Origin of the sequence: Bartonella sp. HY761, from assembly GCF_026743145.1 — a bacterium.
GTDB lineage: Bacteria > Pseudomonadota > Alphaproteobacteria > Rhizobiales > Rhizobiaceae > HY038.
In genome coordinates this window covers 2,862,501-2,882,128 of record NZ_CP104887.1, presented here as the reverse complement: position 1 = coordinate 2,882,128, position 19,628 = coordinate 2,862,501, and the positions used below count along the sequence as shown (strand labels likewise).

General features: G+C 42.2%; 19 protein-coding genes. 9 read left to right on the top strand and 10 right to left on the bottom strand.

Going from position 1 to position 19,628, the window contains the following annotated elements; genetic code table 11:
• Window position 1 precedes the first annotated feature (1 nt).
• The 7 genes from N6A79_RS12470 to N6A79_RS12440 all read left to right on the top strand — a co-directional run bounded on the left by N6A79_RS12470 (window position 2) and on the right by N6A79_RS12440 (window position 5,824).
• On the top strand, window positions 2–1,051 hold the full coding sequence (locus tag N6A79_RS12470) for a tail fiber domain-containing protein (protein ID WP_268546186.1): 1,050 nt from the start codon (window positions 2–4) through the stop codon (window positions 1,049–1,051).
• Window positions 1,052–1,203: 152 nt separating this feature from the next.
• Window positions 1,204–2,148 carry a phage tail protein gene (locus N6A79_RS12465; RefSeq protein ID WP_268546185.1) on the top strand — a complete coding sequence of 315 codons (945 nt, stop codon included), beginning with the start codon at window positions 1,204–1,206 and terminating at the stop codon, window positions 2,146–2,148.
• 1 nt (window position 2,149) lies between these two features.
• A complete protein-coding gene (locus N6A79_RS12460; RefSeq protein WP_268546184.1) occupies window positions 2,150–2,575 on the top strand; it encodes a hypothetical protein in 426 nt (141 codons plus the stop codon).
• Between the two features lie 56 nt (window positions 2,576–2,631).
• A complete protein-coding gene (locus N6A79_RS12455) occupies window positions 2,632–4,272 on the top strand; it encodes a phage tail protein (protein ID WP_268546183.1) in 1,641 nt (546 codons plus the stop codon).
• 11 nt (window positions 4,273–4,283) lie between these two features.
• Window positions 4,284–4,850: a hypothetical protein gene (locus N6A79_RS12450; RefSeq protein WP_268546182.1), complete on the top strand. Its 567-nt coding sequence runs from the start codon at window positions 4,284–4,286 to the stop codon at window positions 4,848–4,850.
• A 35-nt stretch (window positions 4,851–4,885) separates the two neighbouring features.
• Window positions 4,886–5,551 (top strand): lysozyme, encoded by a 666-nt coding sequence (locus tag N6A79_RS12445; RefSeq protein ID WP_268546180.1) that lies wholly within the window; start codon window positions 4,886–4,888, stop codon window positions 5,549–5,551.
• Window positions 5,552–5,824: a hypothetical protein gene (locus tag N6A79_RS12440; protein WP_268546179.1), complete on the top strand. Its 273-nt coding sequence runs from the start codon at window positions 5,552–5,554 to the stop codon at window positions 5,822–5,824. It begins immediately after the preceding gene.
• Between the two features lie 247 nt (window positions 5,825–6,071).
• On the opposite strand, the gene N6A79_RS12435 is transcribed toward N6A79_RS12440, so the two are convergent.
• Window positions 6,072–6,365 carry a PepSY domain-containing protein gene (locus N6A79_RS12435; protein WP_182417935.1) on the bottom strand — a complete coding sequence of 98 codons (294 nt, stop codon included), beginning with the start codon at window positions 6,363–6,365 and terminating at the stop codon, window positions 6,072–6,074.
• Between the two features lie 143 nt (window positions 6,366–6,508).
• Between N6A79_RS12435 and N6A79_RS12430 the strand changes: the two genes are divergently transcribed.
• Complete coding sequence (locus tag N6A79_RS12430) at window positions 6,509–6,865, top strand: hypothetical protein (protein ID WP_268546178.1); 357 nt, start codon at window positions 6,509–6,511, stop codon at window positions 6,863–6,865.
• A 92-nt stretch (window positions 6,866–6,957) separates the two neighbouring features.
• Here N6A79_RS12430 and N6A79_RS12425 read toward each other — a convergent pair whose 3' ends face one another.
• The 4 genes from N6A79_RS12425 to N6A79_RS12410 form a co-directional block, all read right to left on the bottom strand.
• Window positions 6,958–7,506, bottom strand: a complete 549-nt coding sequence (locus tag N6A79_RS12425; protein WP_268546177.1) for a flavodoxin family protein — start codon at window positions 7,504–7,506, stop codon at window positions 6,958–6,960.
• 62 nt (window positions 7,507–7,568) lie between these two features.
• The gene (locus N6A79_RS12420; RefSeq protein WP_268546175.1) at window positions 7,569–7,904 is read right to left on the bottom strand and encodes a DUF1330 domain-containing protein; all 336 of its coding nucleotides are present in this window, start codon (window positions 7,902–7,904) and stop codon (window positions 7,569–7,571) included.
• Window positions 7,905–8,005: 101 nt separating this feature from the next.
• Window positions 8,006–8,899, bottom strand: a complete 894-nt coding sequence (locus N6A79_RS12415) for a LysR family transcriptional regulator (protein ID WP_268546174.1) — start codon at window positions 8,897–8,899, stop codon at window positions 8,006–8,008.
• A gap of 155 nt (window positions 8,900–9,054) precedes the next feature.
• Window positions 9,055–11,589 (bottom strand): ligase-associated DNA damage response DEXH box helicase, encoded by a 2,535-nt coding sequence (locus N6A79_RS12410; RefSeq protein WP_268546173.1) that lies wholly within the window; start codon window positions 11,587–11,589, stop codon window positions 9,055–9,057.
• A 118-nt stretch (window positions 11,590–11,707) separates the two neighbouring features.
• Between N6A79_RS12410 and N6A79_RS12405 the strand changes: the two genes are divergently transcribed.
• Window positions 11,708–12,646 carry a glycosyltransferase family 25 protein gene (locus N6A79_RS12405; RefSeq protein WP_268546172.1) on the top strand — a complete coding sequence of 313 codons (939 nt, stop codon included), beginning with the start codon at window positions 11,708–11,710 and terminating at the stop codon, window positions 12,644–12,646.
• Window positions 12,647–12,653: 7 nt separating this feature from the next.
• Here the strand turns inward: N6A79_RS12405 and selB are convergent, their stop codons facing one another.
• The 5 genes from selB to N6A79_RS12380 all read right to left on the bottom strand — a co-directional run bounded on the left by selB (window position 12,654) and on the right by N6A79_RS12380 (window position 19,627).
• The gene (selB, locus tag N6A79_RS12400) at window positions 12,654–14,588 is read right to left on the bottom strand and encodes a selenocysteine-specific translation elongation factor (RefSeq protein WP_268546171.1); all 1,935 of its coding nucleotides are present in this window, start codon (window positions 14,586–14,588) and stop codon (window positions 12,654–12,656) included.
• Entirely contained in the window at window positions 14,585–15,973 is a 1,389-nt protein-coding gene (gene selA, locus N6A79_RS12395) for an L-seryl-tRNA(Sec) selenium transferase (protein ID WP_326848740.1), read from the bottom strand. Before selA ends, selB begins: the two co-directional genes overlap by 4 nt.
• Window positions 15,974–15,988: 15 nt before the next feature.
• Complete coding sequence (fdhE, locus tag N6A79_RS12390; RefSeq protein ID WP_268546170.1) at window positions 15,989–16,903, bottom strand: formate dehydrogenase accessory protein FdhE; 915 nt, start codon at window positions 16,901–16,903, stop codon at window positions 15,989–15,991.
• A 264-nt stretch (window positions 16,904–17,167) separates the two neighbouring features.
• Window positions 17,168–18,700: a class I SAM-dependent methyltransferase gene (locus N6A79_RS12385; RefSeq protein WP_268546169.1), complete on the bottom strand. Its 1,533-nt coding sequence runs from the start codon at window positions 18,698–18,700 to the stop codon at window positions 17,168–17,170.
• A 96-nt stretch (window positions 18,701–18,796) separates the two neighbouring features.
• Entirely contained in the window at window positions 18,797–19,627 is an 831-nt protein-coding gene (locus tag N6A79_RS12380; RefSeq protein WP_268546167.1) for an enoyl-CoA hydratase, read from the bottom strand.
• Window position 19,628: the final 1 nt, after the last annotated feature.

The window sequence follows — 19,628 nt, the reverse complement described above, 5'->3', positions numbered from 1 at the left end:
TATGGGTGGTAGCACAAGTAAAAACAGTAAGAGCGAACAAAAACAAACGGAAAGCCAGACCAATGCGCCGCCAGCTTGGTCGCAAGCTTTGTTTCAGCAAGGGGCAAGTGATGCTTTATCGGCCTATCAAAATGGACAAGGCGGTAATGTTTATCAAGGGCAGCGCGTTGCAGATTTAAGCGATACAACAAAATCTGCCATTGATGGTTTAGCAAATAGTGCTAATAATTTCGATAATGATTATCTTCGCCAATTGATGAATAATCCTACCTCAAGTGCTAGTAATTTAACAAAAATGGCATCAGGTGATTTAATTGGCAATAATAGTGCTTTTAACGAAGCATTACAAAATACGTTGAATAATACTGCCACTACCATTAATAGCCAGATGGCAGGTGCTGGGCGATATGGCTCGGGTGCGCATTCGGGAGTTCTTGCCAATAATCTAGGCCAAGTTGCAACCTCCGCTTTGTCCAACCAATATAATCAAGATGTAAAAAATATGCTAACTGCCAATAGTCAGATTGACAGTGCTAATCAAGGGCAAGTGGCAGGTGCTGCCAATTATTTAGGTAATGAAAGCAATGCTTGGCGCAATGCATTAAATGGTGGCCAGACGCTTGATGACAACGCGCAGGCGCAAGTTGATGCCGATTGGCAAAAATGGCTTGAAGATGATAACCGTGATTGGAGTAGGCTTAATCTTTTGCAAAATGCGGCAACTGGTTTTTCGGGCAATTATGGCACAAGCAGTGGTTCGAGCCAAAGCCAGACAACCAAAAAGCCAAGCCTGTTGGATACGGCGAAAACCGTTGGTGGTTTGATCGGCAAGTCTGATATTCGCGCCAAAGAGAACATTGTTCAAATTGGAAATCGCAACGGCTATCCGCTTTATGAGTTTAATTATTGTGGGCAGCCACAACGTTATCGCGGCGTGATGGCGCAAGATGTTTTATCGATTAAACCGCAAGCGGTGTTGATTGATGAAAGTGATGGTCTTTATTGTGTTGACTATAGTGAGATCGGCTTTGCTATGGAATTAGTCCATTAGAGCGTTTTCCGAAAAGTGTGAAGCGGTTTTCGGATAAAAAACGCGGTGTAAACAATGGATTAGAGCGGCGATCTGATCCAATCAGATCGAAATGCGCTCTAAACTTGCCTAAAAAGGCTTTAATTTTTTCCCTTAATAATTTGGAGATGGTGATGAGCACAATTTATGATTGGTCGCTCAATGCGGCGAATAATGCCAATGCCGATGATATTATCAATTGGTCGGAAGGGCAGCCACCAAGTTCGGTAAATAATTCGGCGCGGGCAATGATGCAGCGTATTCGTGAATATATCGCTGATATTGGTGGTACACTTATCGCCGGCGGAAGTGCAAATAGTGTGGAATTACGCAGCAATGCAACGATAACCAGTCTTTTTGATGGTATTTTGGTGCGGTTTCGAGCGGTTGGCAATAATAATGGTAATGCGACCTTAAATTTGAACGGTCTTGGTGCACGTCCAATATTTCAATCTAATTTTAATGGTGTAACTGCTTTAGTAGGTGGTGAAATTAAAATTGGTGGTATTTATGAGGCGGTTTACCAACAAAGTTTAAATAATGGTGGTGGGGGCTGGTTTTTAGCAGCGCCAACACCGAGCCAAGCCATTCCTACAGGTATGATTGCACCTTTTGCTATGGCGTTTGCGCCAACTGGCTGGCTTGAATGTAACGGCGCCGCAGTTTCACGTGCTGTTTATCCTGCTTTGTTTAATGCCATTGGTGGCACTTGGGGGTGGGGAGATGGGCAAACCAGTTTCAATCTACCTGATTTTCGTGGGGTGTTTTTACGCGGTTGGGACCATGGACGTGGAATTGATAGTGGCCGTGCTTTTGCAACGTTTCAAGATAGCCAAAATCGCTCCCATAATCATGGTGGGGTGACAAGTACTAATGGTAACCATACTCATAATTTTACCTATAGATATATAGACGTTATTGCTGCTGGCAACTTTGGGTATAACGCGTTTGTTCCTGGTGTGCGTGAAGAAACACGCACCACAACAACTAATGGCGATCATAATCATACCATTAATTCTGATGGTGGTAATGAAGCACGCCCAATTAATCTTGGTATTTTATATGCGATAAAGGTGTAAAATGAGTGCAAGTCAAACACCTTTTGCAATTTCGGGCATTAAAGAGCCGGAAAAAATTCGCGTCATTATCTATGCCAATAATGAAATGGTGCATGCGCCACTTAATGCGGTTTTAAAAGCTGGTATAACAAGTGGCAGCAATGAAAATGGGGACTTTGTGCGATTTGCTGATGGTACGCAGCTTTGCTGGGCAAATTCTGTATCGTCAGTAAGGCGTAGCGATAATCAATCCTTTGATGAATGGATTTTTCCAGCTGCTTTCGAGTCAACGCCAGTTGTGACAATTACGCCATTGGCAGTGCAAAATAATAGTTCTGTGCTTATTAGTGAGATTGACAGAGCAAAAGTACTGTTTAGTCGTAATGCCAATGAGTTAACCAGTAATATGAAGCCGCCGCAAAGAATGGCCATGGGCCGTTGGTTTTAAAATCATCATTATAATTTATTTGCCGCTTTAAGCGGCTTTTTTTATGGAGTTAACCTATGGCTGTTCCCTATCACACCCATAATTTTGAATTGCCAGCCGCAACCAAACAAGAGGTGGTGGCAGGAATTGCAGTTGATAAAGTTGTAGTGCCAGCTAGCCTTGGCAGTGCTGCAGTAGAAGATGTTTCGGCTTTTGCAACATCTGAACAGGGCTTAAAAGCTGATCGGGCGGTTAATCCAGATCGTAAAATTATTGCTGGCAATGGTTTGCAAGGTGGTGGTGATTTTAGTGAGGATAGAACCCTTAATCTATCAGAAGCAACTTTAAATGCTTTGGATAAAGCAAATGATGCCGCTTCTAGATTTTTAATTCTATCTCCTGGACGCGGTTTGACAGGCGGTGGTACCTTAAGTGATCGCAGTATTGAATTTTCATTAAATTCTTCCAGTCTCGCTGCGATAGCTAAGGCACAAACATCTGTCCAGCCTGCTGATCTTGGCGCATTGGCCAGCAAAAGTAAAATCGTTGTTGCTGATATTACTGCAAGTGGAACTGCCAACAATGCGAGCTTTTTACGCGGTGATGGTAGTTGGGCCACAATTACCGCAAGTGGATCGGGTGGTGGATCAGGTGGTGGAGATATGACCAAATCGGTCTATGATCCTGCCGGTAAAAATGCTGATGCATTTAATATGGATAATATGGTTGCTGGCACAACCAACAAAATCTTTACTACAAGTGATAAGGCATTATTGGATAATGCGGCAGCTAAAACGGTTCAAATTTCCTCTGGCACTGGTCTAACCGGTGGCGGTACTTTGAGTGCGAGCAAGATTGAATTGTCACTTAATGCGACAAGTATTGCCGCGATAGCTAAGGCGCAAACATCTGTCCAACCTGCCGATCTTGGCGCATTAGCCAGTAAAAGCAAAATTGTTGTTGCCGACATTACTGCAAGTGGAACTGCCAATAGCGCGAGCTTTTTACGCGGTGATGGGAGTTGGGCCACAATTACCGCAAGTGGATCGGGTGGTGGAGATATGACCAAATCGGTCTATGATCCCAATAATGTGGCAGCAGATATTTATGACGCTGATAACCTTAACGAAGGGAGCCGCAATCTTTTTTTAAAAACAACAGAAAGGCGAGCAATTGTTGCTATTTTAGCTGCACAGCGCAGTTTAATTGGCCAGATTGCCTTTTTTCCTGCTAATAACCCGCCATCTGGTTGGTTGAAGGCCAATGGCGCATTGATATCAAGAATATCATACCCTGACCTTTGGGCTTTTGCCACGGAAACAGGTGCTGTTGTTAGTGAGAGTGACTGGCAGGCAGGTGCCCAAGGGTGCTTTTCTTACGGCACGGGCGAAGTGTCGATGTTTCGAATTCCTGATTTGCGTGGTGAGTTTTTGCGTAGTTTTGATGACGGGCGCGGCATCGACACCGGGCGTGGAATTGGCACTGCGCAGGGGGACGCGATACGTAATATTACTGCAAGATTGGGGTCTTCTAGCGCTGTGCCATGGCAAGCTGCGAGCGGCGCCTTTTCGCTTAATAATCCGTCAGGCTTTCGTTTTATTAATCCATCCGTTCCAACACCGGGCAGTATACTTACATTTGATGCGTCAAGTGTTGTACCCACCGCAGATGAAAATCGCCCACGCAATATCGCTTTATTAGCTTGTATTCGTTATTAAGGTTAAAAATTATGAACGCACCAAAAATTTATAATTATCATCCAAATAGTTTTGAATATTTAGGGACAACTTTTGCAGATCGCTCGCCAATGGAGGAGGGCGTCTGGTTATTTCCTGCCTTTTCAACCTTGCAGCCACCGCCAAAATTTAAAAAAAATCAAAATGTTGTTTTTTTGCCTGAACAAGATAAATGGCAAATTATTGCAGATTATCGCGGTGATGTTTGGTTTGATAGCGATGGCACCAAGGTCGAAATTACTACCTTGGGTAACCCTGCCGAAATTGGACTTTTGCGCCAACCGCCAAAAATAGATCAACAGAAAGTTGGGCAAGAAAAAGTCTATCCTGTTTTAACTGCGCGGCAAATCCGTTTGTTATTACGCAAGCTTGATAAATTGCCCCTTGTGCAAGGCGTGATCAACATTCTGCCATCGCCTAAAAAAGAAGATGCGCAAATCGAGTGGGATTATGGTTTGAGTTTTGACCATGAGCATTTCTTAGTTCAGCATATTGTGGGTGGTTTGGCGCTTGACTGGGATAGTTTTAATGAAGCTTGGCATGAATTTTCCAACATATAATTGGGGATAGATTTTTATCCTAGAAAGGTGATTTCGTGACTAGAAAAATCAATCAACAAGGGTTGGATCACATCAAACGTTGGGAAGGTTTACGCCTTAACGCTTATCAAGATAGTGCGAATGTTTGGACAATTGGCTACGGTCATACCAGTATGGCAGGTGATCCTTATGTAAGGCCGGGTATGGTAATTACCGATATTGAGGCCACTCATATTTTAATGCGTGATTTAAGGCAATTTGAACAAGCGGTTGAGCAAGCCGTTAAAGTTAAATTGAATGATAGCCAATTTGCAGCACTTGTTTCGTTTGCCTATAATGTTGGGGTTGGAGCTTTTAAAAAATCTTCTTTGCTTAAAAAATTGAACAAAGGCGATTATGATGGAGTGCCGCTGGAATTGATGAAATGGGTTAATGCTGGCGGTAAGCGCTTACAAGGGCTAGTTAATCGAAGATCTGCCGAGGGTGGTTTATGGGCAAAGGGTGAATTTGTTTCGTCTAATTATATAAAACCGCAACCAATTAAGGATAATCCGTTGACTAAGCCAGAAGTGATTGCCCCCATATTGGGAGCTGCATCAGGATTAACCGGTTTTGCTAGTGGCGGGGGACCTTTTCAATGGGCTTTAGCCATTGTTATGGTGATGGCTGCCTTTATTGGTGCAGCTTATTTTATTCGCCGTATCAAAAAGGAAAATACTTAAATGGTTTGGCCCTATAAAATTGGCATTATTGCTGTTTGTCTATTTGCCGCCGCATCAAGCGGCTTTTTTTATGGGCGCAATTTTGAGCGTGAGGCCGCGCTTAAATCAGCGGTTAAAGCTTACCAATTAGCGAGTAAAATTCAAAATGAAGTTGATCTATATAGCGATTATGCTTTGTGCCTTGCCCTTAATGGGGTGTCAAAGCCCTTCCCAAAAAATGATCCATGCGAGGCTCTCTTGCGCAGGGTGGACAGCACCGCCGAAAATAAATGAGCCAGCCCAATTGGTTTTGAAAGAGCCGCAACTTAGCAAATGGCTTGTGGTAACCAATCGCTTTGGCCAAAAGCAAGGCTGTTGGAAGTAAAGGAAAAAAGATGCCCTTGTTAGAGTGTTTTTCTGAAAAGTGTGAAGCGGTTTTCGGACAAAAAACGCGGTGTAAACAATGGATTAGATCGCCGATCTGATCCAATCAGATCGGCGATCTAAAAAGCATCTTTTTAAATATTCCTACATGATGTGATTAATCATCATATTCTTGGCCGGTAATATTGCCTTGATTGTCAACGCGAAGCTCAAGGCGCTGGTTGTTTCTGTCTGTCACCTCAACTTCCCAGCCGTAATATTTTTGGTCAATATCACGAATTTGATAGCCTGCTTGTTCAATTTTACTGGCAAGCTGTGAAGTACTGATGCGGGCACTTGTTTGTGCAGGATAGGGCGCATTTTGCGCATAAGAAGCGGACGCTAAACCAGCAACACCAATTGCAGCTATTGCAGAGGTAACAACAAGGGCTCGTAACGTTTTAACTGACATTTTTCATCTCCATGATTGAGTTTGTTTAAGATTTTGTTTGATGAAACTTATCTAGCATGATTCCCCTGACGCCAATCTCACATGAGCCGTCAGCGTTCTGACAGGAAGTAAAACTTGTTTTTTTAACTGTAGAAAGATATAAAATGCCTGAGAGAAATATTCCGCCTGATTGGTATCTAACGCTATTTGGGCTTTTTTGGACGGGGCTTGCCGGCAGTCTTGGCGCTGTTTTACGGCAAATAACTGGCCCAAAACAAAGTTGGTTGAAACGATTAAGTGAATGGATTGGTGGGGCTATCTGTGCCGTTTATATGACGCCAACGGTCACCCATATTTCACTACATCTTTTAAATAAGTTTGATTTAATTGAACAAGGAGCAATATTATCACCTGAAAGTATAACTGGCCTTGCTGGTCTTATGTGTGGTGCATTGGGAATAACTTTGATTGAAAGCTTAGTTATTATTATCAAACATTTTAGGCGAAAAATTGCGAGTTAAGACTAGTATTATAGCCTTAACCCGCTTTTTTACTTTTTATAAAATGCTAAATAAAACTACTTCCAAAGTGTTTTATGAGACATTTAGGATGGTTATCGAGATAATTTTGCTGCTATTTCGCTAACATGTTTGCCAAGATATTGAGCGGTGAGTAAATCATTCATTTTAGGGGTGATTTCTGGTGATGCATCACTTGATTGTGCCATCGCACCTAACCAGCTGCCAATTGGGTTTAAATCAGTATCAGCAGTTCCTGCCATCAGACCTAGATTTACCCATATCATCCCTTGTTGAGCAGCAAAAAGACTCATTGTCATAAGGCTATTAAGTTTATCGCCATGTAAAGCACCAGATGTTGTAAAGCCTGCTGCAAGTTTGTTTTGCCAAGCTTGTTTGATAAAAGCAGGGCGGGTTGACTCTTCCATAAATTGCTTAAAACGTGCGCTAATTGTTCCGTTATATGTAGGGGAGCCGAAAATAATTGCATCGGCTTCTTCCAATAACGGCCAAGGTGTTGCCTCATCACTAAGTTTAATTTCAAAGACTTCGGCGCCTTGCACTTCCCTCGCACCTTTTGCTACATATTGGGCAAGTTTTTCTGTATGGCCAAAGCCACTATGATAAACGATTGCAATCTTCATGATGTGATATTCCTTAAATTATATTGTTTAGATTGAAAAAATTGGTGAACACAGAAATTGGTTTAAGAAGATGGTAGTGTAAGCCCTTCAACCAGATAGGCGTTGGTTTTTCCTGCTTTATGGCGTAACGGAATAATTTTTTGATAAGCCTTAGAATAATACCAATTTTTTGCATGCTGCATTGAAGGAAATTCTAAGATAACAATAGCTGCGTTTGCTATTGACTCTCCTTCCAATGGAATTGTTTGATTATTGCGTACAATTAGTTTGCCATTAAAAGGTATTAAAGTTGCCAGAACTTGCGATGAATAAGTTTGCATAGGTTCTAAATCATTTAACCAAAATTCGGCGACAAAATAGGCTCGTTTATTTTCAACTATTAAAGATGTGTCTTGCATTTTTATCATTCCTGGCAGATGTGCGTGATGAATGATTAAATATCTTGATTTTGAAAAATAACTAGTCGTATTAAAATCATTGAACTTATGAATGGCATTCATTAATGGTGATAGCGCAAAGCCTGTACGAGAAGGTTAAAGGCGGCTGTATGATGCCTGCGGCTTGGATAATATAAATAATAACCTGGAAATGGCTGACAAAATTCTTCAAGAACGCTGATTAAATGGCCAGATGTGATATAGTTTTTAACTATGTCATGCGGAATGTAAGCAAGACCGAAGCCGTCAAGTGCTGCAGTTAATATTTGCGGGTAGGTATTGAAGGTAAGTTGCCCTTTGACTCGTATTTTAACGGTTTTTTCGTCCAAATCAAATTCCCAAGGATAAAGTCCGCCTGATGTGGGCAACCGCAAATTGATACAATTTTGCTGATCTAAATCTTCAAGATTTTTTGGTTTTGGAAAATGTTTAAAATAAGAAGGCGTTGCAACGACCGCCATATGCATATTGGGCCCTATACAAACGCCAATCATATCCTTGGCAAGATGCTCACCTAGACGGATACCCGCATCAAAGCGGCTGCTTACAATATCAACAAGACCGTAATCACTGCTAATTTCGATATTTATATTGGGGTATTTTTCTAAAAATATTTTTAATTTAGGCCAGAGAACATATTGTGCGGCAAGATCGACTGTTGTTAAGCGAATAGTTCCAGATGGTTGGCCGCTTAATTGGGTAATGGTTTCAAGTTTTTCTTCAACTTCTTGCAACAAGGGAAAAACATCTTGAATAAGTTGCTCACCAGCTGGCGTTACTGCAACGCTTCTAGTTGTTCGAGTTAAAAGCCTTAAATTCATTCGCGCTTCAAGTCCACGTATAGCGTGACTAAGCGCGGATTGAGTAAGGCCAAGTTGGCTTGCCGCCCGTGTAAAGCTTTTTTCTCTTGCAACAACAAAAAACAACAAAAGATCATGGATGTTTTCACGTAACATTGTATTATCCGCTTAATTTTTAGCCTTTTGGGCGATGAGGTATTTAAAAACGCCATGCTCATTTTCATGTTTACGCATAAAATGCAGTTTTATTGCGCGTATTATACCATTCAAACCGTGTAAATATGAATAATAAAATGATTGACTTTTGTATATCAACCAAAATCAAAATTAGCATATTCTTGCGCGAGTTCTTCCAAGATAAGGTTTCGACCGCTACCCGGAATCATTTCGCGGCCGATCTCCATAATAACTGGTAGCGCAAGCGGTGATATATGGGGGCAGTGGTGATGGTGAATATGATTTTTAATCCGCGCCAGCATATCACCAAGGCGTGCTATATCTAAAAGGCCATGGGCGGCATCTTGACGGGTTGCTTTTAATAAAATGTGGTCTTTTTGATGATTGCGTAAAACGTCATAAACAAGATCAGTTGAAATGGTGACTTGCCGACCAGTTTTCATCGTACCAAAATGACGGCGATTAATAAGCCCTGAAATAATCGCGCAATTGCGAAAAGACCGTTTCAATAAATGGCTGTCTTCAAGCCATGCCTCAAGGTCATCGCCCAACATGTCTTCACTCAATAATTCGCTTAAATCTAACTGCCTTGATGCAATAGCTTGATTTAAATCACTAAGCCCCCAAAGAGCAATGGAATAATCGGTTGCGACAAAGCCAAGTGGATTAAGCCCCATGCGGTCTAGACGCTTTGTAAGCAACATGCCAAGGGTTTGATGAGCAAGGCGGCCTTCAAAGGGATAGGCAACGAGGAAATGCTGCTTTTTTTCTTGAAATGTTTCAATTAATAATTCGTTTTGTGCTGGCAAAATTGATTTTTGTTGTTGCATTTCTAGCCAATGCCGCACAGCGTCCGGCAATTTATGCCAGCTTTGCGGCTTGGCAAGCATGGCCCGTACTTGGGCCGCAAGAAAGGTTGATAGTGGAAACTTACCGCCAGCATAGGATGGAATGCGCGCCTCATGCTTTGGTGAAAGCGAAACAAAACATTGATTATCCCTTATACCTTCAAAGCGCAAAACATAGCCTGCAAAAAGAAATGTATCACCATTTTCTAAGGATTCAACAAAGCCTTCTTCGATTTTGCCAAGCTGCTTACCACCATAAGACGTGCGCTTCAGGCTGCCTTTTTTGATAAGGCGCACTTGCAATTCAGCCGCTTCAATGATTGTGCCGATGTTCAAGCGATATTGCTGGGAAATTTTTGCATTGCTAACCTGCCAAAGCCCATCCTTATTTTTGCGAATTTTGGCAAAGTTCTCATAGGCTTTTAAAGCATAGCCACCGGTTGCGACAAAATCCAAAATACGGTCAAAGTCAATGCGGGATAGATTTTTGTAATGAATGCTTGAGGTAACTTCATCATAAAAATCATCTGCATCAAAAGGCGCGGCAATGGCCATGCCAAGCACATGTTGGGCTAAAACATCTAAAGCACCTTTGCTAATGTTGGGGCTATCTTGCGCGCCGATATAATTGGCATCAAGGGCTGCTTGACATTCTAGCACTTCAAAGCAATTTGCTGGCACAAGGATTGCTTTACTTGCCTCATCAAGGCGGTGGTTAGAACGACCAATGCGCTGGGCAAGGCGGCTTGCCCCCTTGGGTGCGCCAATATGGACAACAAGATCGACATCGCCCCAGTCAATACCAAGATCAAGGGTGGAGGTTGCAACAATTGCTTTAAGGCTATTGCGGCTCATTGCCTCTTCAACCTTGCGCCGCCGGGCAACATCTAGCGAGCCGTGATGAAGGGCAATGGGTAAGTTGTCTTCATTTAAGCGCCATAATTCTTGAAATACCATTTCAGCCTGTGATCGGGTATTTACAAATATAAGCGTTGTTTTTGCAGTTTTGATGATATCATAAACATCTGGCAGCGCATAACGGGCTGAATGACCTGCCCAAGGCAATCTTGCATGAGATTTCAAAATGGTGATTTGCGGGGGAACGCCACCTTTTACAGTGACCAATTCGGCAAGGTTATTTCTTAACGATGCGCAAGTTTGCGGCACAAGCCAGCCACGTAGATCATTTGGATCACTAACTGTTGCTGAAAGACCGATGGTTTGTAAATTGGGTTGGAGTTTAAACAATCGCGCCAAGCCTAAGGATAAAAGATGGCCGCGCTTTGATGTGTGTAGGGCATGGAGTTCATCAAATATGACGAATTTCAAATCTTCAAAAAAGCGTTTTGCATCTTTTGTTGCGAGCAATAAAGCGAGCTGCTCGGGCGTGGTCAATAAAATATCAGGCGGGGTAATTTTTTGACGTTGGCGTTTATGCTGCGGTGTATCACCGGTGCGCGTCTCTATCGATATATCAAGTGCCATTTCTGCTATTGGTATTGTAAGATTGCGGTGAATATCAACGGCAAGTGCTTTTAGGGGCGAAATATAAAGCGTATGGATACCCGTAGTTTTTTTTGTTTTTGTACGCGATAGGTTGAATAATGAAATGAGCGAAGGTAAAAAGCCGGCCAAAGTTTTACCCGCACCTGTTGGCGCAATGAGTAGAGTTGATAGGCCTTTTTCAGCCTTTTCAATGAGGGCGAGTTGATGGGGGCGTGGCTGCCAGTTTTTTTGTAAAAACCAATCTTTAAATTTTTCTGGTAAAAGATCAATTTTATCTATAGGGGCAGGAATATTAATTTCTGTCAAATAAGCCATCCATTGTTGTAATTATTTATAAAGTAAGAAATGTGATGCATTTTGACAATGGAATTGTTGAATGTCGGTTTGCTAAAGACAAAAAATAGACTAGATTTAAAAAAAATTAGGAAATCTTATGAAGCTTTATGTCATCAATCTTGATCGCACACCAGAGCGCTTACAGCGTTTGCAGGAAATTTTTGGTGACTTGCAGCTTGAGTTGACGCGGGTTGCTGCAATTGACGCGCAAAATTTAAATGATGATGATGTAAACGAAATACAAAAAAATAATATATGGAGCGAGCCTTTAACCAAGGGTGAAATTGCTTGTTTTTTAAGTCATGCTCGCGCGTTGCAGCTCATCGCTGACGGTGATGATGAATATGGCGCTATATTTGAGGATGATGTCGAGCTAGGTGAGGGCGCGCAAGATATATTGCAAGATGACCAATGGATTATTGAGCATTTTAGCAAAAATAATTTAGAGCGTTTTCCGAAAAGTGTGAAGCGGTTTTCGGACAAAAAACGCGGTGTAAACAAAGGATTAGAGCGCCGATCTGATCCAGTCAGATCGAAATGCGCTCTAAGTAATGCGCCCTGCGATATAATCAAACTTGAAACATCTGGCAAAAAAGTTTGGCTGGGTGAGGGGCAAAAAATTGGTTGTTTTAAGGGGCAAGAATTTTATCTTGCGGAATTAAAATCAACTCATATCATGGCGGCTGCCTATATTGTTTCAAAACAGGCTGCGCAAAAATTATTAGTGCAAATGCAGCATGTAAGTGCGCCTTTTGATCATTGGTTATTTAATTTTGATTATGGCATTATCGATAAATTGAAAGCCTATCAGCTTGATCCTGCCATTGCTATACAAGCTAAATTACCAAGCACGTTGCAAGGTGAGCGAAGTCAAATCACCACAGCCAAGAAAGTTAAACGCACTAAAGCACAAACCATTAAACGCGAATTATGCCGGTTGGTAAAGCGCAGCAAGACGGGGCTTTGGGGATTGGGTATTAATCTATTGACTAAGACCCGCTGGAAACGCGTAGCCTTTGCAAAAAAAGCTGAATAATTAGTCTTTATAGGCTGGTGTCACTAAACAGATCTAGTCGATAAGGATTAAGGCGACGCTCGTCACCACGGCGAATGGTAACGCCATGTCGGTCAAAAAATTCAAGCAACAAAATAGCTATTTTTCGGCCATTATCTAAGCGATCACGTAAATCCGCAGCAACGAAAAGGCCTTTTTCTTTTTGGCTGGCAATATCACGCATGATCTCGACAATTTGCGCGAGCACAGGCTTTGGGAAAAAATAGTCTTGCGCGACTTCGTAAACGCGCCCCATGCGGCTAGATGCTTTCAAAATAGCACGCATATGGCTTTCATCAATGGTGAGATCATTGGCAAAATCACGGGTGCGCGGTGGTTTAAATCGCAAATCACCGTTTAATATAGGGGAAATTTTTTGAAAAATTGCCTCATCTTCTGCGGATAAATGTGCTTCATGACCAAAAAGCCCAACCCATGCGCTAAAAATTCGATATTGTTTTTGTTTAATGCCTTCTTGTAGCAAAAGACGGAAAAAAGGTGCTTTTAACTCGGGCGCAGTTTGACGGCGCAATTGCTCTAGCCCGATGCCTTGCAAATCTGGCTCCATTGCATGAAAGTCGGTTAAAATAGCACTGACTTTTTCATTTATCGCCGCAAAATAAGTATCACTTAAAATGACAGTGCTGTCATTGGTGGCAATTTTTTTAACTTTGACAATGGTTAAAAGATCTTCGGCTTCATTATCGGTTAAATTACGGGCGCGGCAAAATTCTTGCCAATTGACAAAAAATGGCTCAATTGCAAGGAGGGCGGTTAAAGCCTCGGCATGATTGTGATTTTCTAAAGCGTCAAGAATTGCCATGCGCTGAGGGCTGCGTCTTTTGCGCGCTGGGGCAAAGGGATCAATAATAAAACCGCCGCCAATGGTTCTGCTTGCCGATGTATCACGAATAATAAAATGGTCAAAACTGGCAGCAATAATTGGTTCTTCACTGACTATTTGCACTAATGGCTTGCTATTTGGCGTGCCTTCATCACTTTCCAAAAAAACAAGTCGAGCAGCCATATCGCGCGCTCCATGGTGAAAGCGCACTGGAAACCATTGTTGCAAATTCTTTTTTTCATTGTTTAAAACTTGAAGCCTTACATCAAAGCGGTTGGTTGGTTGATCTAAAAAAGGATCAATCACCATATCGCCACGTTTGATATGGTCTAATGTGAGCATATCGCCAACAAGATTTAATGCTGCGCGGTCGCCGCTAATCGCCTGTGACTTTTCTTCATTTTGAACATGAAGCGTGCGAATGCGCCCTTTATAATGATGTGGGGCTACAATGATGTCGTCATTTTTATGAATTTGCCCCGATAAGACGCTGCCAGTAATAACTGTTCCTGCGCCTTTAACGCTAAAGGCGCGATCAATGGTTTGACGAAAACGCCCGGCAATTGGACGATGTTTAAATTCTTGTGCTTCACCACTTAAAAATTGCCAAAGCTCATCAATGCCTTGTCCTGTGAATGATGAGACGGGGAATATTGGCGCATCTTGCAAAAAACTATTTTGAGTAAAGTTTCGTATTTCTTGCTCAACTTGGATAAGTCGATCTCTATCAACAAGATCAATTTGGGTTAACGCAACCGCGCCCTTGGTAATCCCCATCAATGATAATATATCAAGATGCTCGCGGGTTTGTGGCATAATGCCATCTTTAGCAGCAATCACCAGCAAAGCAAAATCGATGCTCGCCGCACCGGTTGCCATGGTTGCAATTAGCTTTTCGTGGCCTGGAACATCTACAAAGCCAAGACGCTCGCCATTTTTAGCTGTTTTATAGGCAAAGCCGAGCTCAATCGTGATGCCGCGTTTTTTTTCTTCAATGAGGCGATCGGTGTCAATGCCAGTAAGCTTTTTGACAAGGCTAGTTTTTCCGTGATCAATATGGCCAGCGGTTCCAATAATCATAAATCAAGCAATCCAAAATTGGCGGCAAAAGCCTGTGGTTCTTCCAATGTACGTAAATCAAGCATAAGGCGATTGGCTTTCATACGACCAATGACCGGCACAGGTAGTTCGCGCAATTTTTGCGCCAATTGATTAAGGCTTAAGGTTTCATTTCCAGTGCTCTCGATTGCAATGGCAATACTTGGCAGGGTTTGTGCCGGGCTTGCACCAGAGCCGACCTCACTTTCGCATGGTAGTATTTCGGCATTGAAGAAATCACCAAGGCTATTTTGTATGTCTGGCAATAACAATCCGGCCATTTCAGCAATGTCCTGACGCTTTCTTGCCAAAAAGCGTAAGGTTGGAATATTTTTTAGCATCAGGCTTTCATTCTTGTAGCAATGCAAGGTAGCTTCAAGGGCCGCAAGGCGTATTTTATCCATGCGTAAAATACGTTTTAATGGATTGCGATTAATGCGCGCAATAAGCTCAGCCTTGCCAACAATAAATCCAGCTTGGGGGCCACCCAATAATTTGTCGCCTGAAAAACTAACAAGATCAGCACCTGCTTCGACCACTTCGCGGATACATGGTTCTGCCTGTAAGCCAAATTGTCGAAGATCAATAATATTGCCCGAGCCAAGATCCTCATAAAGCGGCAGTCCCGCATCATGAGCAATATTGGCGACTTCTTGAGTTGAAATGCTTTTGCTAAAACCTTGAATGACAAAATTTGAGGTATGGACTTTGGCTATTGCTGCAGTTTCTTCACTAATTGCATTAATATAATCCGCGCGATGGGTGCGGTTGGTCGTGCCTATTTCACGTAAAGTAACGCCGGCTTTTTCCATGATGTCTGGCATGCGGAAAGCGCCGCCAATTTCAATCAATTCACCGCGCGATATAATCACTTGCCGGCGCCCTGACTTTAACTCCCCCAACATGTTGAGGCAAATAAAAACAGCGGCAGCATTATTATTAACTAGGGTTGCATCTTCAGCGCCAGTGAGTTCGCAAATTAATTGGCGCAGGTGGTCATCTCGCTCCCCTCTGCTGCCGCTTTTTAAATTATATTCAAGCGCAACTGGATTGCGCATAGCATCACTTGCGGCTGCAATGGCCGCATCGGATAGAATTGCACGGCCAAGATTGGTATGCAAAATGGTGCCCGTAAGATTATAGACTGGCCGTAATTTCGATATGGATTCGCTTTCAAGTCTTGCAAGAACCAGTCCTGCAAGAAGTGCCGTATCGCGCGCTGGTCGTCCAGCTTTTATCACTGAGCGTTCATTGTTGATAACTGATCTAATCGCTTCAACTGTCGCCTTATGGCCAAAGCTCTTTAATGCATCAGCCAAAAGATTGTGTGAAAGTAACAAATCAACCGAAGGCAGCTTTGAAAACACGACCACTATCCTTTATCAAAATCCATATAAAAATGGATTAAAAGCTCCGCGGACAAAGCGTCCTTCTTGTTTAACCAAGAGATCAAGAGCTAGCGACCCAATATCATCTGCAAAAACATCTAGATTAACATCTTTTTGCGCATCGGTCATTTTGCAATATTTGCCGCAATCTCTACAGCTTTCTACTAAAATACTACCAGGCCCATCAGCAACTTCACCATATTCAACAGCACCGGTTTCACCGCAAAATGTGCATTTTATGCGAACGTAATTCCACATTGTACCGCAATAAAGGCAAGAACAAAAGCGTGTGCCTTCAGCATTTGGCCAATTGACAATTTGCGATGCTGAATGAGTGCCGCCGCAAGCAGGGCATAGATTTTGTTCAAGCGGTTTGATATTGCTTGCGTCAATTTGTGATGCAGCCAAACTATAAAGCACTTGCAAGCTCGCCAACATAAAAATATGTTCTGGTAATTGATCTTCTTGCAATTTGCGGTCATTAAGATTTTCAGCAATTTCTTTTTGCATCATTTTTGATTTTTTTACCGCGGCAAGAGCTTTCATTGAAGCCTCTGGCATAGTTATTTTTTCGATACGGGCAAAAAGATCTTTGGTAATTTTATTGGCAAGCGGATTTCTATATAATGCTGTGCGGTCAATAATTGGCATGCCAAAGTTTATTTGGCTTTTTTCATCAGTCAAGGACGTAAAACCGTCTTTGAATTTTTGTGCTGTTTCGTGCTGGGCTTTGGTTAAATCGGTTAAGAATTGGATATAGCTTGAAACGGGGTTAGTTGGAGCAAGACGCTCAAAGCGCAAAGCCCTATCTTCAAAAAGGCGATCAATATTGGCAACGCGGCAAACTGGTGGCTCGCGCATGGTTCCAACGGCTGTCATATCACCTTCAAATTTTTTATCACGTGGCATTTTCTATCCAGTAAGTTGATAGTTCTAAAGCGAGTGCTCTAAAACATATATGAATGTGTGTGTGGCCATGTTTACATGGAAATGCTAAATAGTGCTAGGGTATTTTAGAAAAACTATGAACTTGCCACTTGCTAAAGCCGCAAAAGTGACAAATAATTAAACTATTTTTACTTTCATCTAGGCTAAATTACGTGCATAAAAAATTAAAAGGCATGGTTAAACAACCATGCCTTTTATGTTCATAATGCTGTAATCAGCGTTTAACTATAAAATTCCTAGATTTTGCCATATAGGTAATGATTGTTCAACGACTTTGGTAAGGTCGGGTTTTAACAAACGAACAGCATCGGCTTCAGTTGGAATGATATTCCCTTCAAAAGATAGGGAATCACTGCGCTCAATCGCTCTTTTCCAAATTTTCTTGGCAAGATCATTGACGGTTGGCTTGCTGCCATCAGCAAGGGCATCAAAAGCAATCAGGTCAAGGAAGTTCATCATTAAGCCATTGCCACTTGCAGCGCAAGCAAGGATGCCCAATTTACGTTCCTGCTCAAGGCAGGTTTTGACATAAAGTTTATTGAAGTTTCTTACCTCCTCACGTGATTTCTGCATCTCTATTGGTTTGATGATGTGAACATAATTTGCCGCGAGTAAAAGGCCGATAATTTGTCTAGCATTGGGATTAAGTTCTGGAATACCGGGAAGTGTTACCAATTCGCCAAGGCTCATTGGTTTCTTTTCCAAAGCATCAAAAATTGGGCCGAACAAGTCTTTGTTAAGACTTAAATCACCGACATGAGAGGCGATAGAGTAAAGAATTTTTTCTTTTGGGACAGCAAGTTGTAAAACACATTTCTTTAATTGTTCAAGCGCTTTTTTAGGCTGTAAGGCAACGGAGCCCCGAGTAAATAGGTCTTTACGAAATTTACGATTGATAAAATAATCTTTAAGCGTTTCAACTGTTTGTGGGGCAGTCGCCGTCAAAATCTTACTTTGTTTATATGAAAATGCAAATTCATCAAAATTCTCGATATAGGTACAAATGCCGACATATTTTAGTTTGGCTTCACTAAGATCCTTGGCAACATCGACATGGAATGCGGGGGCCCAATCTTGATTTAAATATTCGTGTGAAAGATATGTGCCGTTATCCGGCAATTCGCGGACAAATTGCTCAGGAATAAAGCGAAGATTTTCGGGTAAGAGGTCCTTTATTCTGTGGGCTGCCTTTAATACGCGCTGGTCGCTGCGTCCAGTTTCTTCAAGTGCCAGTTGGAACAGTAATTTTTGAAAAGGGATCACTTCGGACCAAGCAGGAAGTGTATTATAGGACACATAAACAATGCCGCCTGGCTTTAGATATTTTTTTATAAATTGTACGATATATTGGCGGTTTTGCGCGCTTACCCAGCTCCATACGCCATGCAGTGTAATATAATCAAATAAAGGCATACCTTCAGGACACGGCTCTTCGGCTATTTGCTGGAAAGAGCATTCTTCAAAATGTACATTATTTAAATTGGCTTTTTCAGCCATGCGCCTTGCTTCAAAAATATGGGCAGGGTTAAAATCAAATGCCCAAACATTAGCATTCTTATTCGCTGCGGCAATTAGGAGCGATGTTTCTCCGCGTCCGCAGCCAAGCTCACAATAATTATAATCTGCATCTGCAGGAACTGGCAATTCAATACCGTTTAATTGGCATACCATATCCATATGACTGGGGGTTTGTTCGACATATGTACCTGTTGTATATTCAATATCAGCGACATAACCATCGTGCCACATATTTGTCATGTTTTTACCTTGTTATTGTTTTAGTGTTAATATTAGAATGTTTTTATATTTTAATTTATAGATATTGCCTTGGTATCGGGATTATGTGGTCCTATGTCAGCGGTGATTAAACTTCGCTTGGCGCTTCTCAACAAAAGCAGCCATTCCTTCTTTTTGATCCTCTAGGGCAAAAAGCGAATGGAATATGCGCCGTTCAAACTGTAAACCCTGCTCCAAGGACAGTTCTTCAGCCATTTTTATCGTTTCTTTGGCTAGCATCGCGACCGGACGCGACATGGAGGCAATGGAAATTGCGGTCTTCAAAGCTTCTTCTTGTAAGTTTTCGCTCGGAATAATTCGTGCAACCAATCCACAGCGTTCAGCTTCTTCTGCTCCCATCATGCGCCCAGTTAAGCACATGTCCATTGCTTTCGTCCGACCGATAAGTTTGGTTAAGCGCTGGGTGGCGCCCATGCCTGGCATGATGCCTAGCTTTATTTCGGGCTGACCAAATTTAGCCGTCTCATCGGCAAGAATAATGTCGCACATCATCGCAAGTTCGCAGCCACCGCCCAATGCATAGCCAGAAACAGCCGCAATTGTGGGTGTGCGCAGATTGCTGAACTGTTGCCATTGGGCAAACCAATCCTGCATATACATTTCTATATAGCTATGGCTCTGCATTTCTTTAATGTCGGCACCAGCTGCAAATGCCTTTTGAGAGCCGGATATAACAATGCAACCAATAGTTGGGTCTTTATCAAACTCGTTACAGGCGGCCAAAAACTCTTCGGTTAATTGGGTATTGATAGCGTTTAGTGCATCTGGTCGATTTAATTGGATGAGGGCAATGCGGTTATTATTGCCTTGCTGAAAAATAGTTGTATCACCTGCGTTATTATCTTGGTCACAATCATAAACTTCTGCGATTATTGTACCATATGTCATT

Bases quoted from the DNA above. Each gene is read 5' to 3' on its own strand.
- N6A79_RS12465 (WP_268546185.1), top strand. From the start codon at position 1,204: ATGAGCACAATTTATGATTGGTCGCTCAATGCGGCGAATAATGCCAAT.
- N6A79_RS12470 (WP_268546186.1), top strand. From the start codon at position 2: ATGGGTGGTAGCACAAGTAAAAACAGTAAGAGCGAACAAAAACAAACG.
- N6A79_RS12410 (WP_268546173.1), bottom strand. From the start codon at position 11,589: ATGGCTTATTTGACAGAAATTAATATTCCTGCCCCTATAGATAAAATT.
- selB (WP_268546171.1), bottom strand. From the start codon at position 14,588: ATGATTATTGGAACCGCTGGCCATATTGATCACGGAAAAACTAGCCTT.
- N6A79_RS12420 (WP_268546175.1), bottom strand. From the start codon at position 7,904: ATGCAAGACACATCTTTAATAGTTGAAAATAAACGAGCCTATTTTGTC.
- N6A79_RS12415 (WP_268546174.1), bottom strand. From the start codon at position 8,899: ATGTTACGTGAAAACATCCATGATCTTTTGTTGTTTTTTGTTGTTGCA.
- N6A79_RS12430 (WP_268546178.1), top strand. From the start codon at position 6,509: ATGCCTGAGAGAAATATTCCGCCTGATTGGTATCTAACGCTATTTGGG.
- N6A79_RS12380 (WP_268546167.1), bottom strand. From the start codon at position 19,627: ATGACATATGGTACAATAATCGCAGAAGTTTATGATTGTGACCAAGAT.
- N6A79_RS12425 (WP_268546177.1), bottom strand. From the start codon at position 7,506: ATGAAGATTGCAATCGTTTATCATAGTGGCTTTGGCCATACAGAAAAA.
- N6A79_RS12450 (WP_268546182.1), top strand. From the start codon at position 4,284: ATGAACGCACCAAAAATTTATAATTATCATCCAAATAGTTTTGAATAT.
- fdhE (WP_268546170.1), bottom strand. From the start codon at position 16,903: ATGCCACGTGATAAAAAATTTGAAGGTGATATGACAGCCGTTGGAACC.
- N6A79_RS12455 (WP_268546183.1), top strand. From the start codon at position 2,632: ATGGCTGTTCCCTATCACACCCATAATTTTGAATTGCCAGCCGCAACC.
- N6A79_RS12405 (WP_268546172.1), top strand. From the start codon at position 11,708: ATGAAGCTTTATGTCATCAATCTTGATCGCACACCAGAGCGCTTACAG.
- N6A79_RS12385 (WP_268546169.1), bottom strand. From the start codon at position 18,700: ATGACAAATATGTGGCACGATGGTTATGTCGCTGATATTGAATATACA.
- N6A79_RS12435 (WP_182417935.1), bottom strand. From the start codon at position 6,365: ATGTCAGTTAAAACGTTACGAGCCCTTGTTGTTACCTCTGCAATAGCT.
- N6A79_RS12440 (WP_268546179.1), top strand. From the start codon at position 5,552: ATGGTTTGGCCCTATAAAATTGGCATTATTGCTGTTTGTCTATTTGCC.
- N6A79_RS12460 (WP_268546184.1), top strand. From the start codon at position 2,150: ATGAGTGCAAGTCAAACACCTTTTGCAATTTCGGGCATTAAAGAGCCG.